General features: G+C 67.5%; 19 protein-coding genes. 9 read left to right on the top strand and 10 right to left on the bottom strand.

The features are described 5' to 3' along the window. Positions 1-2: 2 nt before the first annotated feature. From QFZ69_RS03910 to asd, 6 genes are all read left to right on the top strand, one after another. The gene (locus tag QFZ69_RS03910; protein ID WP_306915721.1) at positions 3-2,267 is read left to right on the top strand and encodes an RNA degradosome polyphosphate kinase; all 2,265 of its coding nucleotides are present in this window, start codon (positions 3-5) and stop codon (positions 2,265-2,267) included. Between the two features lie 11 nt (positions 2,268-2,278). Beyond that, entirely contained in the window at positions 2,279-3,256 is a 978-nt protein-coding gene (locus QFZ69_RS03905; RefSeq protein WP_306915719.1) for an NUDIX hydrolase, read from the top strand. A 39-nt stretch (positions 3,257-3,295) separates the two neighbouring features. Then, the gene (locus QFZ69_RS03900; RefSeq protein ID WP_306915717.1) at positions 3,296-4,099 is read left to right on the top strand and encodes a thymidylate synthase; all 804 of its coding nucleotides are present in this window, start codon (positions 3,296-3,298) and stop codon (positions 4,097-4,099) included. Then, positions 4,096-4,686, top strand: a complete 591-nt coding sequence (locus QFZ69_RS03895) for a dihydrofolate reductase (protein WP_306915715.1) — start codon at positions 4,096-4,098, stop codon at positions 4,684-4,686. The genes QFZ69_RS03900 and QFZ69_RS03895 overlap by 4 nt, the downstream gene beginning before the upstream one ends. 2 nt (positions 4,687-4,688) lie before the next feature. Beyond that, complete coding sequence (locus QFZ69_RS03890; RefSeq protein WP_306915713.1) at positions 4,689-4,907, top strand: NF038396 family protein; 219 nt, start codon at positions 4,689-4,691, stop codon at positions 4,905-4,907. A gap of 76 nt (positions 4,908-4,983) precedes the next feature. Next, entirely contained in the window at positions 4,984-6,126 is a 1,143-nt protein-coding gene (asd, locus tag QFZ69_RS03885; protein WP_306915712.1) for an aspartate-semialdehyde dehydrogenase, read from the top strand. Between the two features lie 4 nt (positions 6,127-6,130). Here asd and QFZ69_RS03880 read toward each other — a convergent pair whose 3' ends face one another. Then, on the bottom strand, positions 6,131-7,237 hold the full coding sequence (locus tag QFZ69_RS03880) for a winged helix DNA-binding domain-containing protein (protein WP_306915710.1): 1,107 nt from the start codon (positions 7,235-7,237) through the stop codon (positions 6,131-6,133). Positions 7,238-7,319: 82 nt separating this feature from the next. On the opposite strand from QFZ69_RS03880, the gene QFZ69_RS03875 reads away from it, so the two are divergent. After that, complete coding sequence (locus QFZ69_RS03875; RefSeq protein WP_306999923.1) at positions 7,320-7,796, top strand: hypothetical protein; 477 nt, start codon at positions 7,320-7,322, stop codon at positions 7,794-7,796. A gap of 34 nt (positions 7,797-7,830) precedes the next feature. On the opposite strand, the gene QFZ69_RS03870 is transcribed toward QFZ69_RS03875, so the two are convergent. The 5 genes from QFZ69_RS03870 to QFZ69_RS03850 all read right to left on the bottom strand — a co-directional run bounded on the left by QFZ69_RS03870 (position 7,831) and on the right by QFZ69_RS03850 (position 11,413). Beyond that, positions 7,831-8,898 carry a UDP-N-acetylmuramate dehydrogenase gene (locus QFZ69_RS03870; RefSeq protein ID WP_306915706.1) on the bottom strand — a complete coding sequence of 356 codons (1,068 nt, stop codon included), beginning with the start codon at positions 8,896-8,898 and terminating at the stop codon, positions 7,831-7,833. Between the two features lie 55 nt (positions 8,899-8,953). Then, positions 8,954-10,162: a sugar MFS transporter gene (locus QFZ69_RS03865; protein ID WP_306919588.1), complete on the bottom strand. Its 1,209-nt coding sequence runs from the start codon at positions 10,160-10,162 to the stop codon at positions 8,954-8,956. Between the two features lie 84 nt (positions 10,163-10,246). Beyond that, the gene (locus QFZ69_RS03860; RefSeq protein WP_306915703.1) at positions 10,247-10,690 is read right to left on the bottom strand and encodes a MaoC family dehydratase; all 444 of its coding nucleotides are present in this window, start codon (positions 10,688-10,690) and stop codon (positions 10,247-10,249) included. Between the two features lie 2 nt (positions 10,691-10,692). Then, positions 10,693-11,166 (bottom strand): MaoC family dehydratase N-terminal domain-containing protein, encoded by a 474-nt coding sequence (locus QFZ69_RS03855; RefSeq protein ID WP_306915701.1) that lies wholly within the window; start codon positions 11,164-11,166, stop codon positions 10,693-10,695. Positions 11,167-11,188: 22 nt separating this feature from the next. Continuing rightward, a complete protein-coding gene (locus tag QFZ69_RS03850; protein WP_306915700.1) occupies positions 11,189-11,413 on the bottom strand; it encodes a DUF3188 domain-containing protein in 225 nt (74 codons plus the stop codon). 102 nt (positions 11,414-11,515) lie between these two features. Here QFZ69_RS03850 and QFZ69_RS03845 point away from each other — a divergent pair, with 102 nt between their 5' ends. After that, entirely contained in the window at positions 11,516-12,907 is a 1,392-nt protein-coding gene (locus QFZ69_RS03845; RefSeq protein ID WP_306999920.1) for an FAD-binding oxidoreductase, read from the top strand. A 554-nt stretch (positions 12,908-13,461) separates the two neighbouring features. Further along, a complete protein-coding gene (locus QFZ69_RS03840; RefSeq protein WP_306915698.1) occupies positions 13,462-14,073 on the top strand; it encodes an NADPH-dependent FMN reductase in 612 nt (203 codons plus the stop codon). Between the two features lie 127 nt (positions 14,074-14,200). Here the strand turns inward: QFZ69_RS03840 and QFZ69_RS03835 are convergent, their stop codons facing one another. The 4 genes from QFZ69_RS03835 to QFZ69_RS03820 are packed head-to-tail and all read right to left on the bottom strand — an operon-like array spanning position 14,201 to position 18,925. After that, positions 14,201-15,520, bottom strand: a complete 1,320-nt coding sequence (locus QFZ69_RS03835) for an MFS transporter (protein ID WP_306915697.1) — start codon at positions 15,518-15,520, stop codon at positions 14,201-14,203. Next, entirely contained in the window at positions 15,510-17,153 is a 1,644-nt protein-coding gene (nikE, locus tag QFZ69_RS03830) for an ABC transporter ATP-binding protein (RefSeq protein ID WP_306915696.1), read from the bottom strand. Before nikE ends, QFZ69_RS03835 begins: the two co-directional genes overlap by 11 nt. Further along, positions 17,146-17,991 carry an ABC transporter permease gene (locus QFZ69_RS03825; RefSeq protein ID WP_306915695.1) on the bottom strand — a complete coding sequence of 282 codons (846 nt, stop codon included), beginning with the start codon at positions 17,989-17,991 and terminating at the stop codon, positions 17,146-17,148. Before QFZ69_RS03825 ends, nikE begins: the two co-directional genes overlap by 8 nt. Beyond that, positions 17,984-18,925 (bottom strand): ABC transporter permease, encoded by a 942-nt coding sequence (locus QFZ69_RS03820; protein WP_306915694.1) that lies wholly within the window; start codon positions 18,923-18,925, stop codon positions 17,984-17,986. Before QFZ69_RS03820 ends, QFZ69_RS03825 begins: the two co-directional genes overlap by 8 nt. Between the last annotated feature and the right edge of the window lie 26 nt (positions 18,926-18,951).

The following is an 18,951-nucleotide window of genomic DNA, read 5'->3' as shown; positions in this document are numbered from 1 at the left end:
CCATGCAACGGGAATCTGCCCGGACCGCCACGTCTGAAACCGCTAAGTCGGAAAAAAGTGTGCGTCCCGTGCGTGCCCGCTTCGGTTCCTCCGAGGTGCCGGCCTCGCGCGCCACGCAGGACCGGATCGACATTCCCGAATTCGCTCCCAACCTGGAACCGGAAGGGGACATCAGCCCTGACCGCTTCCTGGACCGCGAACTGAGCTGGCTGGCCTTTAACGCCCGCGTCCTGGAACTGGCCGAAGACCCCAACCTGTACCTGCTGGAGCGGGTCGGCTTCCTGTCCATCTTTGCTTCGAACCTGGACGAGTTCTTCATGGTGCGCGTCGCCGGACTCAAACGCCGGATCGCCACCGGGCTCGCCGTACCCTCCCCCGCGGGACTGAGCCCCATGCAGGTGTTGGAGCAGATCGGTGAAGCCGCGCACCGGCTGCAGCAGCGCCACGCCCAGGTCTACGCGGAACAGATCCGCCCCGCCCTCGCTTACGAACACATCCACCTCATGCACTGGGACGAGCTGGACTCCCAGGCCCAGGACCAGCTGAGCGCCATGTTCGCCGAAAAGGTCTTCCCGATCCTGACGCCGCTGGCCGTGGACCCGGCCCACCCGTTCCCCTACATCTCCGGGCTTTCGCTCAACCTGGCCGTGGTGGTCCGCAACCCGGTCAGCGACAAGGAACTCTTCGCCCGCGTCAAGGTCCCGGACCAGCTGCCCCGGCTGATCTCGATCGATGGTCCCCGCGCCGGTTCCGTTCCCGGGCGGGTGGCGCGTTTCATTGCCCTCGAGGAAGTCATCGCCGTCCACCTGGACCAGCTCTTCGCCGGCATGGAGGTGCTGGAGCACCACATCTTCCGGGTCACCCGCAACGAGGACGTCGAAGTGGAGGAGGACGACGCCGAGAACCTCCTGCAGGCGCTGGAGAAGGAACTCCTGCGGCGCCGTTTCGGCCCGCCCGTCCGGCTCGAGGTCGCCAATGACATTAACCCGAACATCCGGGCCCTGCTGATCCGTGAACTCGGCGTAGAGGAATCCGAGGTCTATTCCGTTCCGGCCCCGCTGGATCTCCGCGGCCTCTCCGTCATCGCCGGAATCGACCGCGCGGACCTGCGCTACCCGAAGCACGTCCCGCACACCTCCCGGTACCTCAACGAATCGGAGACCTCCAAGGCCGCCAACGTCTTCGCGGCCATGCGCCGGCGGGACATCCTCCTGCACCACCCTTACGATTCCTTCTCGACGTCGGTCCAGGCGTTCCTGGAGCAGGCCGCCTCGGACCCGAAAGTCCAGGCAATCAAACAGACGCTCTACCGCACCTCCGGCGACTCCCCCATCGTCGATGCGCTGATCGACGCCGCCGAAGCCGGCAAGCAGGTCCTTGCCCTCGTGGAAATCAAGGCCCGGTTCGATGAACAGGCCAACATCTCCTGGGCCAGGAAACTGGAACAGGCCGGCGTCCACGTGGTCTACGGCATCGTGGGCCTCAAGACGCACTGCAAGCTGTCCCTGGTGGTGCGCCAGGAAGTGGACGGCCTCCGCCGCTACTGCCACATCGGCACCGGCAACTACCACCCGCGCACAGCCCGCTATTACGAGGACCTGGGCCTGCTGACGGCCAACGAGCAGGTCGGCGAAGACCTCTCCAAGCTCTTCAACCAGCTCTCCGGCTACGCGCCCAAGTCCACGTTCAAGCGGCTCCTGGTGGCACCGCGTTCGGTCCGGTCCGGGCTCATCGACCGGATCGAAGCCGAAATCCGCAACGCCAGGGCAGGCCTGCCGGCGCGTGTCCAGATCAAGGTCAACTCGATGGTGGATGAGGCCGTCATCGATTCCCTGTACCGGGCCTCCCAGGCCGGCGTCCCGGTGGACGTCATTGTCCGCGGCATCTGCTCGCTGCGACCGGGGGTCCCCGGCCTCAGCGAGAACATCACGGTCCGTTCCATCCTGGGCCGCTTCCTCGAGCACTCCCGCGTCTTCGCCTTCGCCAACGCCGGCGATCCCGTGGTCTACATCGGTTCGGCCGACATGATGCACCGCAACCTGGACCGCCGGGTGGAGGCCCTCGTCCAGCTCACCAGCGGAGACGACACTTCCTATGTCCTGGGCATGCTCCGCCGCTACATGGATCCGGAGACTGCCAGCTGGCACCTGGACAGTTCGGGCGAGTGGAAGCGCCACCATGTCACCGAGGACGGGCACAGCCTGGAGGACGTGCAGTCCTGGCTGCTTGCGTCCCGGTCGCGGCAGCGCTCGGCTGGCCTTCGGTAGGGGCTTTGGCGTTGAGTAGCGATGCACTGGTTGCAGACCAGACGGACCACCCGGGCGAAGCGATTGCGGTCACCGCGGCCGGCGCCATCCCCTGGCGGCTCAATTCGGCGAACAAGGACGAGCTGGAAGTCCTGCTGATCCACCGTCCGCGGTATGACGACTGGTCCTGGCCCAAAGGCAAGATCGATCCCGGTGAGACGGTGCCGGAGTGCGCCGCCCGCGAGGTGGAGGAGGAGATCGGGCTCAACGCCCCGCTGGGCATCCCGCTTCCTCCCATCCACTACCACGTGCCCGCCGGTTTGAAGGTGGTCCACTACTGGGCCGTCGACGTCGACGGCGCCAGGCTCGTGCCCGACGGCAAGGAAGTGGACAGCGTGATGTGGTGTTCGCCGGAGAAGGCCGCCGGCCTGCTGAGCAATCCCAGCGATGTCGGCCCGCTCGAGCATCTGGCGGCGGCCCATGACCGCGGCGAGCTGGACACATGGCCGTTGCTGATCGTGCGCCATGCGAAGGCCAAGCCCCGCTCCTCCTGGACCAAGGCCGAGGGGGACCGCCCGCTGGCTGCGACGGGCATGCGGCAGGCCCAGGCGGTGGGGCGGCTCCTGCGGGCGTGGAAACCCGCACGGATCGTCTCGAGCCCCTGGCTGCGGTGCGTGGCCACCATCGCACCGTACGCCAAGGCCTCGGAGGCCAAGGTGAAACTCAATGAGGCGCTCACCGAGCACCGGCACGGCCGCAACCCGCGCAAGACGGCCGCCGTCGTCGCCGCCCTGTTCGACAAGCAGCGGGCAGTGGCCCTGTGCACGCACCGCCCGGCGCTGCCGACCGTCTTCAAGCAGCTCGAAAAGCACATGAGCTCGCGCCTGAAGGCCAAGCTGCCCTCCGCGGATCCCTTCCTGGCCCCGGGCGAGATCATCGTGTGCCATGTGGCGCACGGCAGCAAGAACAAGGTGGTGGCCGTGGAACGGTTCCGGCCCTTCGACGACTGAGGTGCCCGGCCCTCCCGGCCCAGTCAGTAGACTGGGACGGTGAGCATTCCAACGCCTTATGAAGACCTGCTGCGCGATGTCCTGGAACACGGCACCCACAAATCGGACCGCACCGGGACCGGCACGCTCAGCGTGTTCGGCCGCCAGCTGCGCTTCGACCTGAGCAAGGGCTTCCCGCTGATCACCACCAAACGCGTGCATTTCAAGTCCGTGGCCGTGGAGCTGCTCTGGTTCCTGCGCGGGGACACGAACGTGAAATGGATGCAGGACCAGGGCGTCACGATCTGGAACGAATGGGCCGACGCCGACGGCGAACTCGGCCCCGTCTACGGCGTCCAGTGGCGCTCCTGGCCCACCCCCGACGGCGGGCACATCGACCAGATCGCCGAACTCATAGAGAACCTGAAGTCCAACCCGGACTCACGGCGCCACATCGTCTCGGCCTGGAACGTGGCCGAGCTCGCGGACATGGCCCTGCCGCCGTGCCATGCCTTCTTCCAGTTCTATGTGGCCGACGGAAAACTCTCCTGCCAGCTCTACCAGCGCTCGGCGGACACCTTCCTGGGCGTGCCGTTCAACATCGCCTCCTACGCCCTGCTGACCTGCATGATCGCCCAGCAGGTCGGTCTGGAACCCGGCGAGTTCGTCTGGACCGGCGGCGATGTCCACATCTACGACAACCACATGGACCAGGTCCTCAAGCAGCTGGCCCGGGAGCCCTACGACTACCCGCAGCTTAAGATCACCCGCAAGCCGGACTCCATTTTCGATTACACCCTCGATGACTTCGAAGTGGTCGGATACCAGCACCACCCGACGATTAAGGCCCCGATAGCCGTATGAGCAACGAAGCCAGCCACGACGCGCAGCCCGCCGACTTCACCGAGGAACTCGCCGCCTCCCTCAGCGGACTCGGCGTCGTGTGGGCCCAGACAAGTGCCGGAGCCATCGGCAAGGACGGCGGCATGCCATGGCACCTGCCGGAGGATCTCAGGCACTTCAGCCGGCTCACCAATGGCCACCCTGTGATCATGGGCCGCAAGACCTGGGAATCCTTCCCCGACAAGTTCCGCCCGCTGCCCGGCCGGACCAACCTCGTCATCACCCGGCAGGACGGCTGGGGCGGCACGCCCCAGGCTGACGGCGCCCTCGCCGTCAGGTCCCTCGACGACGCCCTGCTGGAGTCCCAGTTTGCCCCCGGCCACGAGATGGTCTGGATCATCGGCGGCGGGGAGACCTTCGCGCAGTCGATGGACCTTGCCGACGTCGCCGTCATCACCACCATCGACACCAGCGCGGAGGGCGACACGTTCGCCCCCGAACTCGGCTACGACTGGACCGCCGGCGCGTCCCTGCCCGCCGACGGCTGGCTGACCGCGGAGAACGGCACCCGCTACCGGATCACCCTGTGGCGCCGGACGGAGGCCTAGGAATGCTGAAGAAACCCGAAACCCTCTTTGTCCTCGGCTACATGCTCCTGCCGCTGCTGGCCCTGCTCTCCGCCATCGTGGGGCTGACCATGATCCTGGGCGGCAACAAGATCGTCGGCGCGGTCGTGCTCGTCGTTGTCACCCAGTTCTTCGCCTTCGGGGCGGTCTATGCCCTCCGGAAGCGCAAGCACGCCCTGCTCACGGAGCATGACCGCGAATAGCGGTTCCGTCGCCGGGAACGGCCCGGCGTGACGTAACCGACTGCGCGCACCCGCCGTCGAAGTCTAAACTGGACGAATGACTACAGCAGCTACTCCGTCCGTCGGCCTGATCGGTTGGCGGGGCATGGTCGGTTCCGTCCTGATGCAGCGCATGCAGGACGAGGGCGACTTCGCCAACATCAACCCGGTATTTTTCTCCACCTCGAACGCCGGTGGTGCCGCGCCCACGTTCGCGGGTTCTGCCGGCGGCGATGCGGGCAAGCTCGAGGACGCGTTCGACGTCGAGACGCTGGCGAAGCTGCCGATCATCGTCACCGCCCAGGGCGGGGACTACACCAAGCAGGTCCACGGGGAGCTGCGCAGCCGCGGCTGGGACGGCCTCTGGATTGACGCCGCCTCGACGCTGCGCATGAACGACGATTCGATCATTGTCCTGGACCCCATCAACCGGGATGTCATCGACAAGGGCCTGGTCAACGGCACCAAGGATTACATCGGCGGAAACTGCACCGTCTCCTGCATGCTCATGGGCCTCGGGGGCCTCTTCAAGAACGGCCTCGTCGAGTGGGGCACCTCCATGACCTACCAGGCGGCATCCGGCGGCGGCGCCCGGCACATGCGTGAACTGCTGAGCCAGTTCGGCACACTCAACGCCGAGGTCAGCACCGATCTGGAGGATCCCGCGTCGGCCATCCTCGAGATCGACCGCAAGGTCCTCGCCCACCAGCGCACGTCCATCGACGCCAGCCAGTTCGGCGTCCCGCTGGCCGGCTCGCTGATCCCGTGGATCGACGCGGACCTCGGCAACGGCCAGTCCAAGGAAGAGTGGAAGGCCGGGGTCGAGACCAACAAGATCCTGGGCACCTCCGGCGACGACCGCATCATCATGGACGGCCTGTGCATCAGGATCGGTGCCATGCGCTCCCACTCCCAGGCGCTCACGCTCAAGCTCCGCGAGGACCTCTCCGTCGCCGAGATCGAGAAGCTCCTGGACGCCGACAACGAGTGGGCCAAGGTGGTTCCCAACACCAAGGAGGCGTCGATGGCCGAACTGACCCCCGTGGCGGCCTCCGGCACCCTCGACATCCCGGTAGGCAGGATCCGCAAGCTCGAGATGGGTCCGCAGTACATCAGTGCGTTTACGGTCGGCGACCAGCTGCTGTGGGGTGCCGCCGAGCCGCTGCGCCGCATGCTCAACATCGCCACCGGAAACCTTTAGGGCGTCAAACCCCGAGGAACCTCCGGTATTTCGCGGCCTGCAGCTCAAAGGATCTTTGGGCGGCAGGCCGCAGTCCGTTAACGCTGTCGAACGGCTCGGGAACGACGGCGGCGCCCCGTCCGGCTACCGGGCCCGTCCAGGTCCCGACCACCTGCCCGCCGGCCACAATCGTCTTCCGGAACACGCCGTTGCCGCCCGGCACGATCTTGTTGGCGTGCTCCGGCGGCAACACCAGCGACCGGTCGGTGTAGCCCAGCAGGAACTCATCGAAGCCAGGCAGCGCGAGCACGGAGCGTGCACCGGGGACGACGCCGCCGTCGAGCAGGGCCGCGGTCTCCGGAGACAGCCAGTAGCTGGCGCCCTCGAACTCCAACTCCACCAGCTGGCCCTTGACCTCGGCCAGTGCCATCCGGACCTCAGTGAGGGGGATCCCGGCCCACCACGAAAAGTCACGCTCCGTGGCGGGGCCGTGGCTGCGCAGATACCGCAGCAGCCACTCGGCGATGCCCTCTGCGCGGTCCAGGCTCCGCGACGTTTTGATCCAGTCGGCAAAGGCGACCACCAGCTGCTGGTTGCCGGCCAGCGGGCCCTGCACCAGCCATCCCCGCTGGCACAGGATCCCCAGCAGGTGGATGCCCCGCTGGCCGGCCGTGGACTGGCCAGCCCGTTCGAAGGCCTCGAACAGCTCCGCCCGGCTTGCGGCTCTGCCGCCGGAGACCAGCTGCAGCCCGGCTTCAGTGGCAGCGTCGACGTCCGCCGCAGAAATTCCGAGCTCCCGGTGGCGTGCTGCCATGCCCCGGATCAGGCGGTCGGCGGTGATGTCCAGGATCCATCTCAAGTCCTCGGGAGCCAGCAGGTGCAGGGTGCCGCGCATCGGCCAAGACCGCACAATCCCACCCCGGTCCAGCGCGTCCCGGACATCGCCCACGCGGGATCCGGGCACCCGCTGCCCGACCGCCCAGAGGGCGGCCTGCAGGTCCTGGGCCTGCATTGCGGTCATCCACCGGACTGCCCCGGCCACACCCCGGGCCGGTTCCGTGAGTTCCTGGGAGGCCAGCCGGAGCCGGCCCATGGTTCCGCGGCTGAGCCGGGCGCGCACCACTGCTGTCATGGAATTATCGTAGGGCCACGGCCTCCGCCCCGGCCGTTCCCAGCCGCCTTCCAGCAGGACTGCCTACCCTTGATGGATGACGATGAGTGAGATGTGGCCGCAGTTGCGGCCCCTGTGCCGGCGGCTCGCCCTGCTGGGGTGGGCATCCAGCGCGGCCGGAATGGCTGCCGGACTGGCCGTCGCGATTGCCAGTGGGACCCGCCTCTCCCCTACGATGAGCAGCATGCAGCTGACGGCCGCCGTGTGTACGGCCGTCTCCGTGACCGCTTTCGTCACCGCGGCCGCGCTGCAGCCACGGATCGCAGCGGCGCCCCCGGGGGACGCCGGGCTGCGGCTTGAGTCCGGGCCGGAGCTTCCCGCCACGATCCAAAGCCTGCTGCTGGGTTCCCTGGCCCTGCTCGCCGGGGCCGTCGCCTTTGCCTGCGCCGGCCTGGTGCTCCGGGGCGGCCCCAGCGCCCAGTCCGTGGCGTTCTGCCAGGTCTTCCTGTTGGGCGCCGCGGCGTCCGGTTTCACGTTCATGTTGTTCAGCAGGGTTTCCGCGGGCGGCCGCCGGAACTGAGCCCCGGCCCGGATCGCGTACTGAAACGCCGGCTCTAGAGCTCCACGCCGATCAGCAGCGGTTCCGGGTGCAGTTCAATACCGAAGCGTTCGACGACGCCGCGCCTCACCTCGCGGGCGATCGCCAGCATGTCCTCGGTCCGCGCGCCACCGCGGTTGGTGATGGCCAGCGTGTGCTTGGTGGACAGCGACGCCCGGCCGCCGGAGAGGCTGTCCTGCCCGAGGCCGAAGCCCTTGGCGTAGCCTGCCTGATCGATCAGCCAGGCCGCCGAGAGCTTGGTCAGTCCGTCCTGCCCGCCCGGGTAGCGCGGGGCGTCCCCGGGGAGTGTTGCGGCCGCGTCGGCAGGCACGATGGGGTTCGTGAAGAACGAACCGGTGGAATAGGTGTCCCGGTCGGCAGGGTCCCAGACCATGCCCTTGGAGGCCCGGAGCCGGATCACCTCGCGCCGGACGTCGTTTGAGTATGCCCTGCTGCCCGCCTCGACGCCGAGGGCCCTGGCCAGCTCGGCGTAGCGGATGGGGGCGCTCATCCGGCCCAGTGGAAGCTGGAATTCGACCGTGAGGACCACATAGCGCGGGGAGCCGTTGACGGTGGTCTGCTTCAGGATGGAATCCCGGTAAGCGAACGTCAGTTCGGAGTTGGTGAAGGTCCGGACGGCGTTGCGTTCCCGGTCCCAGGTGCGGACGGCGGCGATGGTCTGGGAGACGTCGGAGCCGTAGGCCCCGACGTTCTGCACGGGAGTGGCGCCGGTGGCGCCCGGAATGCCGGACAATGCCTCGATGCCGGACCAGGCGTGCAGCACCGCGTGTTGCACCACGGCGTCCCAGTTGTGCCCGGCCTGGACCACGACGGATACACCGCCGCAGGAATCCTCGGCGGTGACGGTGAACCCTTCCGAGGCGATCCTGAGGACGGCCCCGGGGAATCCGTTGTCGGACACCAGCAGGTTGGAGCCGCCGCCGATGATCAGCAGCGGTTCGCGGGCTGCGTCCGCCGAACGGACGGCGTCGATGATTTCGGCCTCGGTGCGGGCCTCGATGAAGCTGCCGGCGGGGCCGCCGACGGCGGCCGTAGTCAGGTCGGAAAGCAGTGTCTGGGTCACCTGACCAGCCTAGCGGGGATCATGGCCCCCGCCGTAAGCGGAGCCGGTGTAGGGCCTAGCCGAGCTTCCGGGCCACGGGCGATAGCAGGAAGCTCACCACCAGCATCACCATCACCGCCAGCAACGAGTGCAGGATGCCGATGTGTTCGGCCAGCAGGCCCAGCAACGGAGGCCCGCAGAGGAAGGCCCCGTAGCCGATCGTGGAGACTACCGACACCCGGGCCGCGGCCTTGGCGGGGTCGTCCGCTGCCGCCGACATGCCCACCGGGAAGCCCAGCGAGGCGCCGAGTCCCCAGATAGCCAGGGCCACGTATGCCAGCCACGGAACCGGGGCGAAGACGAACAAGCCGAGGCCCAGGACGGCCATGGCGGCGCACCAGCGCATCACCGGGACCCGGCCGAAGCGGTCGAGGACGAGCGTGCCGGCAAAGCGGCCCACCGTCATGAAGGTGACGAACAGCCCGTACCCGGCGGCGCCGGCGGCATCGGACTGGCCGTGGCCGTCGGCGAGCGCCAGGGCCACCCAGTCCCCCGCAGCCCCCTCGGCCAGGGCCAGCCCCAGCACCAGCACGCCGAGCAGGAGCGTCCTGCGGTCCCGCCAGGCCTGCGCGATCTGGCGTTTGATGTCCAGCGGCTCCTCCGGACGGCCGGCGGCCTGGCCGATGATGGGGAGCGGTCCGGTGGACGGATCTTCGAAGGTGTCCGGCTTGGCCGGCTGGAAGTTTTCTTTGGCCTCCACCGGCGTGGTGTCCGCACGGAACCATGACGCGGCCGTGGCCACCGAGCCCGCCACCAGCACCCCCACCGCGGCGAGATGCCAGAACACCGGGGTCCCGGCCCCGGCGGCCCAGGCGCCCATCCCGGCGCCCGCGACGGTGCCGACGCTGAACGCTCCGTGCAGTCGGGGCATAATGTGCCGGCGTACCGCCCGTTCGACAGCGGCGCCCTCGACGTTGGAGGCCGTGTTCCAGCTCGCGGTGCCGAGGCCGATCACGGCCAGGCCCGCGGCAACGGCCAGTGGGTTGGCCAGGGCGGACGTTCCGAAGCCGGCCAGGACGAGCCCGCAGCCCACCATGATGCTGCCGATCCGGATGGTCCGCTTGGAACCGAAATGCAACACGATCAGCCCCGACGCGGACACCGAGATGAAGGAGCCCGCCGTCATGCACAGCAGCAGCAGGCCGATGGTTCCGGGGGTAAGGTCGAGGCCGTCGCGGATGGCCGGGAGCCGGGAGACCCAACTGGCGAACGCCACGCCGCTCATCGCGTAGGCAACGACGACAGCGTTCCGCCAGAGGGTCACCTCCGCCGCCGTGGCCGTGCGGTTACTCAAGGCAGCACCATACGGTCAGACCAGCCTGACGACGGCCTGTGCCTTCATCAGAACTTTCTGCCCGGCCGAGACTACGGTGAGGTCCACGCGGGCGGTGCCGGCGTCGGCGTCGAGCGCTCCAATTGCGCCGCTGACCTCGATCACGGCTCCGGGCTCCGGGGACCCTGTCGTGTCGGCGACCGGCACGGGCTTGGTGAAGCGGGTCTGGAAGTCGACGACGGCGGCGGGGTCGCCGGCCCAGTCGGTGACCAGTTGGACGGCCGCGCCCATGGTGAACATGCCGTGCGCAATCACGCCCGGCAGTCCGACGCCGGTGGCGAAGGCTTCGTTCCAGTGGATGGGGTTGAAGTCACCGGAAGCGCCGGCGTACTTCACCAGGTCCGTGCGGGTGAGGTCGACGCTGCGGCTGCCGATGTCCTGGCCGACGGCCAGGCCGGCGAGGGTGGGGGTGCTTGTCATGGTTACTGTCCCTCTCCGCGGACCAGGATGGACGAGGTGGCGGTGGCAACGGGCTCGCGCGAATCCTCGCCGGTCCCGTCCGGCGTGAGCCCGAAGATTTCCGAGCGGGTGGTGATCATGGCTCCGCCGCCCATGGCGCGGACGCCGTCGACGTGCAGTTCCGCGACGAGCCGGTCACCGGCGACGATCGGACGATGGTGGATGAAACGCTGGTCCGCGTGGACCACCCGGGAGAAGTCGATGCCGGAGTCCGGATCCTCGATCAGCTGGGCGTCGGCGCGCTGGGCGATGATGATCGCGAAAGTCGGCGGCGCCACCAGGTCACCGTGGCCCAGGGCGGCGGCCGCGTCGACGTCGAAATGGGCGGGGTGGGTGGCCTTGACCGCGCGGGCGAACTCGCGGATCTTCTCGCGGCCGACGTCGTACACCTCTGCGGCAGGGTAGCTGCGGCCCTGCAGATCCGGATTGATAGTCATGGATCCAGCCTAGTGCCAGCGGTCAGCGCTTGAGGTTCTTCCGGATGGTCTGGCCGCGCACCACAATCCCGGCGATGTGCAGGATCAGCCCCAGTCCGATGATCGGCAGCGAGGCGACGGCGAGGCCCTGGTTCTGCGAGCTGTTTCCCACCAGGTTGAGAATGATGCCGAGGGCAATCAGGCCCATGGCGCTGAAAACGAGCACCTTGTAGGTGGTTGACGCGGAGGCCCAGAATTCGTTCAGCACGGCCCCAGTCTACCGGCCGTCGACTTCACATCGCGCTCGTGTTGAGTCATTGACATCTGCTGCCCCCCGGGCCAACATCGGCTCCAATGATCGGGGGTTCGGATGCCACAAGGACCATTTACCAGTAGCGGGGCCGCCCAGGACACAAGCCCGCTCGGCGCCTTGGCGGGTCGCCTGCAGGGCGAGTTGCTGACTCCCCGTGGCCCGGACTACGACCGCATCCGCCACGTATTCAACGCCATGATCGACCGCAGGCCGGCAGCCATCCTCCGCTGCGCTGGGGTGGCCGACGTCATTCAGGGCGTGCGCTTCGCCCGCGCGCAACAGTTGCCGCTGTCGATCCACAGCGGAGGACACAGCGTCTCCGGAGCGTCCGTGTGCCAAGGCGGGTTGATGCTTGACCTGTCCCGCATGAAAGGCATAAGGGTGGACCCTGCCCGTCGGGCAGCCCAGGCACAGACGGGATTGTTGCTCCGTGAATTCGACCATGAAACCCAGGCCTTTGGGTTGGCCACCACATTGGGAGTAATCTCCGTCACTGGCATTGCCGGCCTTACGCTCGGCGGTGGTCTGGGCTGGCTGAACGGCAAATATGGTCTCTCCTGCGACAATGTGCTCGCGGCCGATATCGTTACCGCAGACGGGGACTTCCTGACGGCCAGCCCTGCCGAACACGAGGATCTCTACTGGGCCTTGCGCGGGGGCGGGGGCAATTTCGGCGTCGTTACCTCACTGACTTACCAGCTCCACCCGGTCAGCACTGTGCTCGCCGGCGGGCTGGTCTTCCCGGCGGAGCAGGCCAGGGCAGCGTTGCGCTTCTACTACGAATTTTCGAGCGGTGCACCCGATGAACTGTCCACCAGCGCCTCAGTAGGCCGGGATGCAGAGGGGCGGCCCGTCGTCTCGATAGCAGCGTGCTACTGCGGCCCGCTCCATGAGGGAGAGCTCACCCTCCAGCCGCTGCGGAACTTCGGCAAGCCTGTCGAGGGGGAATTTCGACCTCTGCCCTATCTGGCGTTCCAGCGCGCGCACGACGCTGGTGCCCCCGCCGGGCGCCAGCATTACTGGAAATCAAGCTATCTCAAGGACATCACCGACGGTGCCATCGAGGCACTGCTGGAGTTCGCAGCAACGAGCCCGTCACCCTATACGGGCATCGGATTTCAGCAGATGACCGGGGCGGCCAGTCGGGTGGACCCGCGGGCCACAGCTTTTGCCCACCGTGATCGTCATTACGACTTCCTGATCGTGTCCCAGTGGGAGGATACGGCCGACTCCGACAGGAATATCGCTTGGACGCGCCGCTGCTTCGAGGCGATGAGCCCCTACCTCCAGGCAGCGGTGTACGTGAACAATCTTGGTGGAACGGAGCAGGAGCGCGTGCGGGCAGCATACGGAGTGAACTACGACCGGCTGGCCTCCGTGAAGGCCCGCTACGACCCCGAGAATGTCTTCCGCCTCAACCACAACATCGCTCCCGCCGCGGCGACGTAAGGTGGCCGGCAGGGATTCTGCCATAGGTCCTGGCATCACAGCATGGACTCGCTTGGGCCCGCCAGTGCTGCCAAGGATCTCAGCGCCAGGAAAACCGGCCGGGCAGGTAAAAGTGCGGGCCACCTGAGTCATTGGTATGACTCCGCGGAGTATGCGCCCAACACGGCCAGCGCACTGACCCAGGTTGTTCTCTGCCGTTTCCGGCCCGCACCGTCGAGATGGGAGGACTTGAACCTGCCGCCCTGCCCCCCCCGTCCAGGTGCGCTACCCAACTGCAATACATCCCGTTGACCCGACGTATGCCGCCGCGCCGGTCCTATTATTATGGCCCGATTATTATGGCCCGACCGGTTCTGCAGCTCGCCAGCCGCCGGGCTGTCTTCAGCGACGTTCTGCCCGGCTCCGATTCCCTCCGGTCTGCTGGAAAATCTGCGGCAAGCCTGTCTCTGGCGGGTCCTCCGTGTTGAACTTGGGGGTGGGCCGGCTTCCGCCCGGCCCGGAGCACCCGCATCGTCGACCTGGCCGGAGTTCCGGCCCTGGGAAGGAACAAGCTCATGGCAACGTACAAGATCGGCTATTTCGTCGGAAGCCTGGCCAGCGGCTCCATCAACAGGACTCTGTCCAGGGCCCTGATCAAGCTCGCACCGGAGGATCTCGAATTCATGGAGATCCCCATCAAGGACCTGCCGCTATACAGCTACGACTATGACGCCGATTTCCCGCCGGAAGGCCGAGCCCTAAAGGACGCCGTCGAAGCCTCCGACGGCATCCTCTTCGTGTCGCCCGAATACAACCGCTCCATTCCGGGGGCGTTGAAGAACGCCATCGACTGGGGCTCGCGTCCTTGGGGCACCAACTCGTTCGCCCGCAAACCCACCGGCATCATCGGCGCCTCGCCCGGGAGCATCGGCACCGCCGTGATGCAGTCCTCCATGCGCGCCGTGCTGAGCTTCCTCGACGCCCCCCAGCTCAACGCCCCGGAGGCGTACGTGAAGTTCAACCCCGATGTGTTCGGCAACGACGGCGAGATCAGGGACGAATCCACTGCCGCATTCCTCCGCCACTACATGGAGGAGTACGGCGCGTTCGTCGAGCGCGTCCTGGCGGCCAACGCACCCGGCCACATCGGCGACCCGCAGCCGGACACCCAGAAACTGTCCCGCTGAGGACAGGGGCATTCGGCGCCCACCGCTCGTCCACCACGGCGAAGCCGTCGAGGCCGGAGCCGGCAGCAGTTGACGGGTCTGGGCGGCGAGCTGCCGATCCCGGCCCGCTCGGTCCCGTCGCCGTCGGCTATGCTTCCGCGGTGGATGCCGGAAGCGTCCGCGACGAAACGCTTGAGGGCGAGGCTTTCGTTAGCAGCACCCGAGGGAGCGCCAGCGCCGACAGGAATGCGAGCAGGACCGGCGGCACCCAGGGGGTGCCTGGCCACCAGTTGAGCCGATCGGTGAGGTCCACCAACTGCCCCATCACTGCGTTGCCGACCAGCACGGAGATACCGCCGCAACTCGCCGCCAGTCCGTAGTAAGCACCCCGCCCGGATGCTGGCCCTTCGCCAGGAAGGAATCTCGGGATCACGGACAGGATAGTAGGGGTGAGGAGCATATGGCCCAAGATCAGGAGGGCGATGGTGGCCGCCATCGGGGCTATCGAGTTTCCGGACGACCCGGCGTGCTCAGAGGTCAGCGCGGCTGCAATAAATGCGGCGCTGAGCAGTACGAAGCCAACCGACAACGCCCGGCCGGGACCCAGCCGATGGCCGATCGCCGAGACCGGGAGTTGCAGGACCAGGGTCAGGACGGATGCCTGCAGGAAGAGCATCGCCAGCCACGAGCCGTCCAGACCGCGACGGCCAAGCTCAAGAGGAACGGCGAAATAGAGCTGGTTGTAGGCCAGCATGTTGGTGCTGGCCAGCACGCAGAACAGGACGAAGCGCCGGTTCCTCAGACAATCGAGTGCCCCGTGGTGCCCGTTGCGTGGGACTTCCGGCTCCGAGGCGACTGCTCTTGGGGGCCTGCAGGACGCATCGGCCGGGAGACGGAACCAGAGCGAAACGGTGACGACGCTGAAGATTCCCATGCCGAGGGCCAGCGCGGCATCGAATCCCCAGCCCAGCAGGGAGGCTCCCAGCAGCGGTCCGAGCAGCGCACCGATTTCCCCGGTGACCGATAACCAGACGAACACAGACCGCCGGCCCTTTTTCCCTCCGGCCGGGCCGGAGCCGTCGGTCGCGCGGTCGGCTTGGGATAACTGGGACTCAAGAGCCGGCGAGAACAGGGCCCCTCCGGCGCCGGTGAGCACCGCCCCGAGGAGGAACAAGCTGAAATCCGATGCTGCCGCCAGCGCGGCGTAGCCGGAGATGCGGACGAGGCAACCTATCAGGATTGCCCGGCGGGCGCCCCAACGGTCTGACAGGAGGCCACCGAGCAGGAACATCCCTTGCTGGCTGAACGTGCGGGCACCCAGGACAAGCCCGACGGCGACGGCGTCCAGGCCATAATCGTCGCCCATGGCGCCGGCAAGAAAGGGAATGACTGCATAAAAGCCGAGGTTGAAGACGAGCTGGGCGCCGAGCAGGGTCCCCGCTTCACCCCGGTGGCGACTAAACGGCATCGAGCAGTTCACTCCGCTGGCCGCCGGTGGCCGGCGTGGGGACGGGGAGTGCCGCTGCCACGAGTTGCTTGCTGTGCCCGTGCCGGGGAGCGGCGAAGAATTCGGCGTTGGGCGCCACTTCGACGACGGCGCCCTGGAAGAGTACGGCCACCCGGTGGCTCATGTACCGGAGCACGTTCATGTCGTGGGAGATCATGATCAGGGAAAGCTGGCGGTCGCGGTGCAGGCGCAGCAACAGGTCCAGGACCGTGCGCTGGGTTACGGCGTCCAGGGCGGACGTGGCTTCGTCGCAGATCAAGACCGCCGGTTCCAGCAGCAGCGCCCTGGCGATTGTGAGCCGTTGGAGCTGCCCGCCCGAGCACTGGCCGGGGTACCTGTCCAGCAGCGCGGGGTCGAGATCAACCTCGCGGACCACCCGATGGATGCGCGCACTGCGATCCTCAGCCGTGCAGTCCCGCCGTGGCCGCAATGGAGCTTCCAGGCTGGTGCGAAGCTTCATGCGCGGGTCGAACACATCGTGCGGTTCCTGGAACACGAGCTGGAAATCCTTGCCCGGAGCCCCTGCCCGGTTGACCGCAGCGCCGAGGAACCGGGTGATGCTTCCGCTGTCAGGGGTTTCGAGTCCGAGGATCAGCCGCGCCAAGGTGCTCTTGCCGGATCCTGATTGACCCAGGATGCCGAGAATCTCGCCTTCGCGGAGCTCGAGCGAAACGTCATCCACGGCCGGCCGGGCGCCGCGCCGGTTGGACGGGAACCGCTTGGTGACATTGCGCAGGCCCAGAATCGGACGGGAAGGGGCAGCGGCCGGAGCAGGGGCCGGAGGAAGGGCCGAGGCACTGAGGAGTTCTTTTGTGTACGTGGTCCGAGGCGTGCACAGCACTCGCCTGACCGGCCCTGACTCCTGGACGCGGCCAGCCTCCAAAACCACTACCCGGTCGGCGAAGGCGGACACTGTGGCGAGATCGTGGGTGATGTACAGGACCCCCAGTCCCCGGGCGCGCCTTTGCCGGTCGATCAGCTCCAGGATCTGCCGCTCGAGCACCTTGTCCAGGGCCGACGTCGGCTCGTCCGCGAGCAGCAGTTCGGGCTGCCCCGCCATGGCGAGGGCGAACATGGCCCGCTGGGCCATTCCTCCCGACAGCTGGTGCGGATACGCCCGGGCGCACCAGGCCGGATCCTCGAACCCTGCTTCGGCCAACAGCTCCAGCGCCTCCGTCCTGGCACTGCTCCCGCGGAGCCCGCGATGAAGCTTCAGCGGCTCGGCCAAATGGTTGGCAATGGTCTTCCGGGGGTTGAACATCCGTTTGGGCTGCTGATAGAGCATCCCGATCCGGCCTCCGCGCACACGGTTGAGCTCCGCTTCGCCGAGCGCCCGCAGATCCGTCCCGCCGAACCGGACCGAGCCATTCTCGATGTGGACCCCCGGCGGCAGCAGGCCCATGACGCTGAGGGCGGTCATCGTCTTGCCGCTTCCCGACGTTCCCACCAGGGCCACAAACTCCCCGGGCGTCACGGAGAGGTCCAGGTCGGACAGGATCGCCTTGGCGGGACCCTGGCGGAAAGACGTGGGGCGTCCTCCCGGGCGTGCCCGCTGGCCGACGCGGAGCCCTTCGATGATCAGTCCCTCAGACATCCGCGGCCACCCGTACGGGAGCTGAGGCCAGCAGCAGGCGGCTTCCGGTCATGCGCGACACGTACTGCCCGATCAAGGTGACGCAAAGCGCGACGACGAAGATCACCAGCCCGGGGACCAGGATCGTCATCGGCGCCCTGACCGCGTACGGCTGGGCAGTTGCCAGCATCGATCCCCAGTCCGACTGGGGCGGCTGCACCCCCAGACCCAGGTAGGAGAGGGCGCCAACGTTGATGAGGAACTGCCCGAACCGAAGAGTGGCCTGTCCCAGCAGCGGCCCGGCCAGGTGGGGCAGGATGTGCCGCAGGACGATGAAGGAGGGCGGGCAGCCCACCACGTGGGCTGCCTCGATGAAGCCCCGCGCCGAAACGTCATAGGCGAGCGAGCGGGCCAGGCGGGCAAACGGAGTCCAGCCGGTCACCGTCAGGGCGAGCAGCAGGGAGTGGTAGCCGGTGCCCATGGCGGCCACCAGGAAGAGGGCCACCACCATTTCAGGCATGGCCAACAGCACGTCATTGGTGCGGGTGAAGAACTCGTCCAGCCAGCCGCGCCGCCGGGCGCTGAGCACACCCACCGCGGTACCCGTTACGGCTGTCAGTACCGTGGCCAGGGCGGCTATTGTCAAAGAGAACTGGCCGCCGTCGAGCAGCCTGCTCAGGGTGTCCCGGCCCAGATTGTCCGTGCCCAGCCAGTGGGCGGCGCTGGGTGCGGCGAGCCTGGCGGCCAGGTCCTGGTCAGCGGGCGGGTAGGGCGCTAGCCAGGCAGACAGGGCCACGGACGTCACGATAAGAACCAGAATGGATCCGGCGGCCAGGATGGTCGGCGGCAGTTTACGCATGGCTCATCCTGATTTGGGGGTTCAGCAGCCCGTGGACCAGGTCCGCAGCTGTGGTCAACACGACGGCCAGCCCGACGACGACCACCACGGCTCCCTGCGCCAGGGGAATGTCGCTGTTCAGGACGCCGTCGAACAGTAACCGTCCCATGCCGGGGATCGCGAAAATGACCTCGACGATGACGGATCCGCCCAGCAGCCCCGCGAACCACACCGCCACCAACGTGGTGAGCGGCAGCAGGCCGTTGGGAATCACGTGCTTCGCAACGGTTTGCAGATGGGAGACGCCCCTGCTTCGGGCGGCGACGACATGCTCCGCGCCGAGCGCCTCGAGAATTCCCTCCCGCACCGCCGACGTGAAGTAGCTCGTGGGCCGCAGGGCGAGGACGGCCACGGGCAGAACCGCTGATTGGGGTCCTTCCCATCCGGCCGAGGGCAGCGCGGACAGTTGCAGCGCGAAGGCCAATACCAGCAGCGGCGCCAGCCAGTACTCCGGAACGGCGATGAACGCCTGGGTGACCGCCGTGATCACCTTGTCGGCGGGCCGTCCCTCCTGCAGGGCAGCCGTGACGCCGAGGACCACGGAAAGGGCGCCCGCTGTGCCGAGGGCCAGGACTACCAGGCTCAGCGTAATCCAGAGCGCCGGCAGCACCTGATCGGCCACCGGGGTTCGGCTGGTGTAGGACAAGCCCATATCGCCGGTGAGCAGCCGCCCCAGCCAGCGCAGGTACTGCGCCCACAGTGGGTCGTTGAGGCCGAGTTGGAGACTCAACGCCTCCACGGCGGAGTCGTCGATGACTTCGCCGGCCACACGGGAGCGGATGATCTTCCGCACGGTGTCCCCCGGGGTCATGTAGGGGATGAGGAAGACCGTAAAGGAGGCCAGAAGAACGGCTGCCACCAGGGCAGCCGTTCGCCGGGCGAGGAATGGCATCACTGCGGACGCCGTTCGTCTCGTTGTTG

It is taken from the genome of Arthrobacter sp. V1I7 (genome assembly GCF_030817015.1).
Taxonomy (GTDB): domain Bacteria; phylum Actinomycetota; class Actinomycetes; order Actinomycetales; family Micrococcaceae; genus Arthrobacter.
This window is presented reverse-complemented; position numbering and strand designations above follow the sequence as displayed.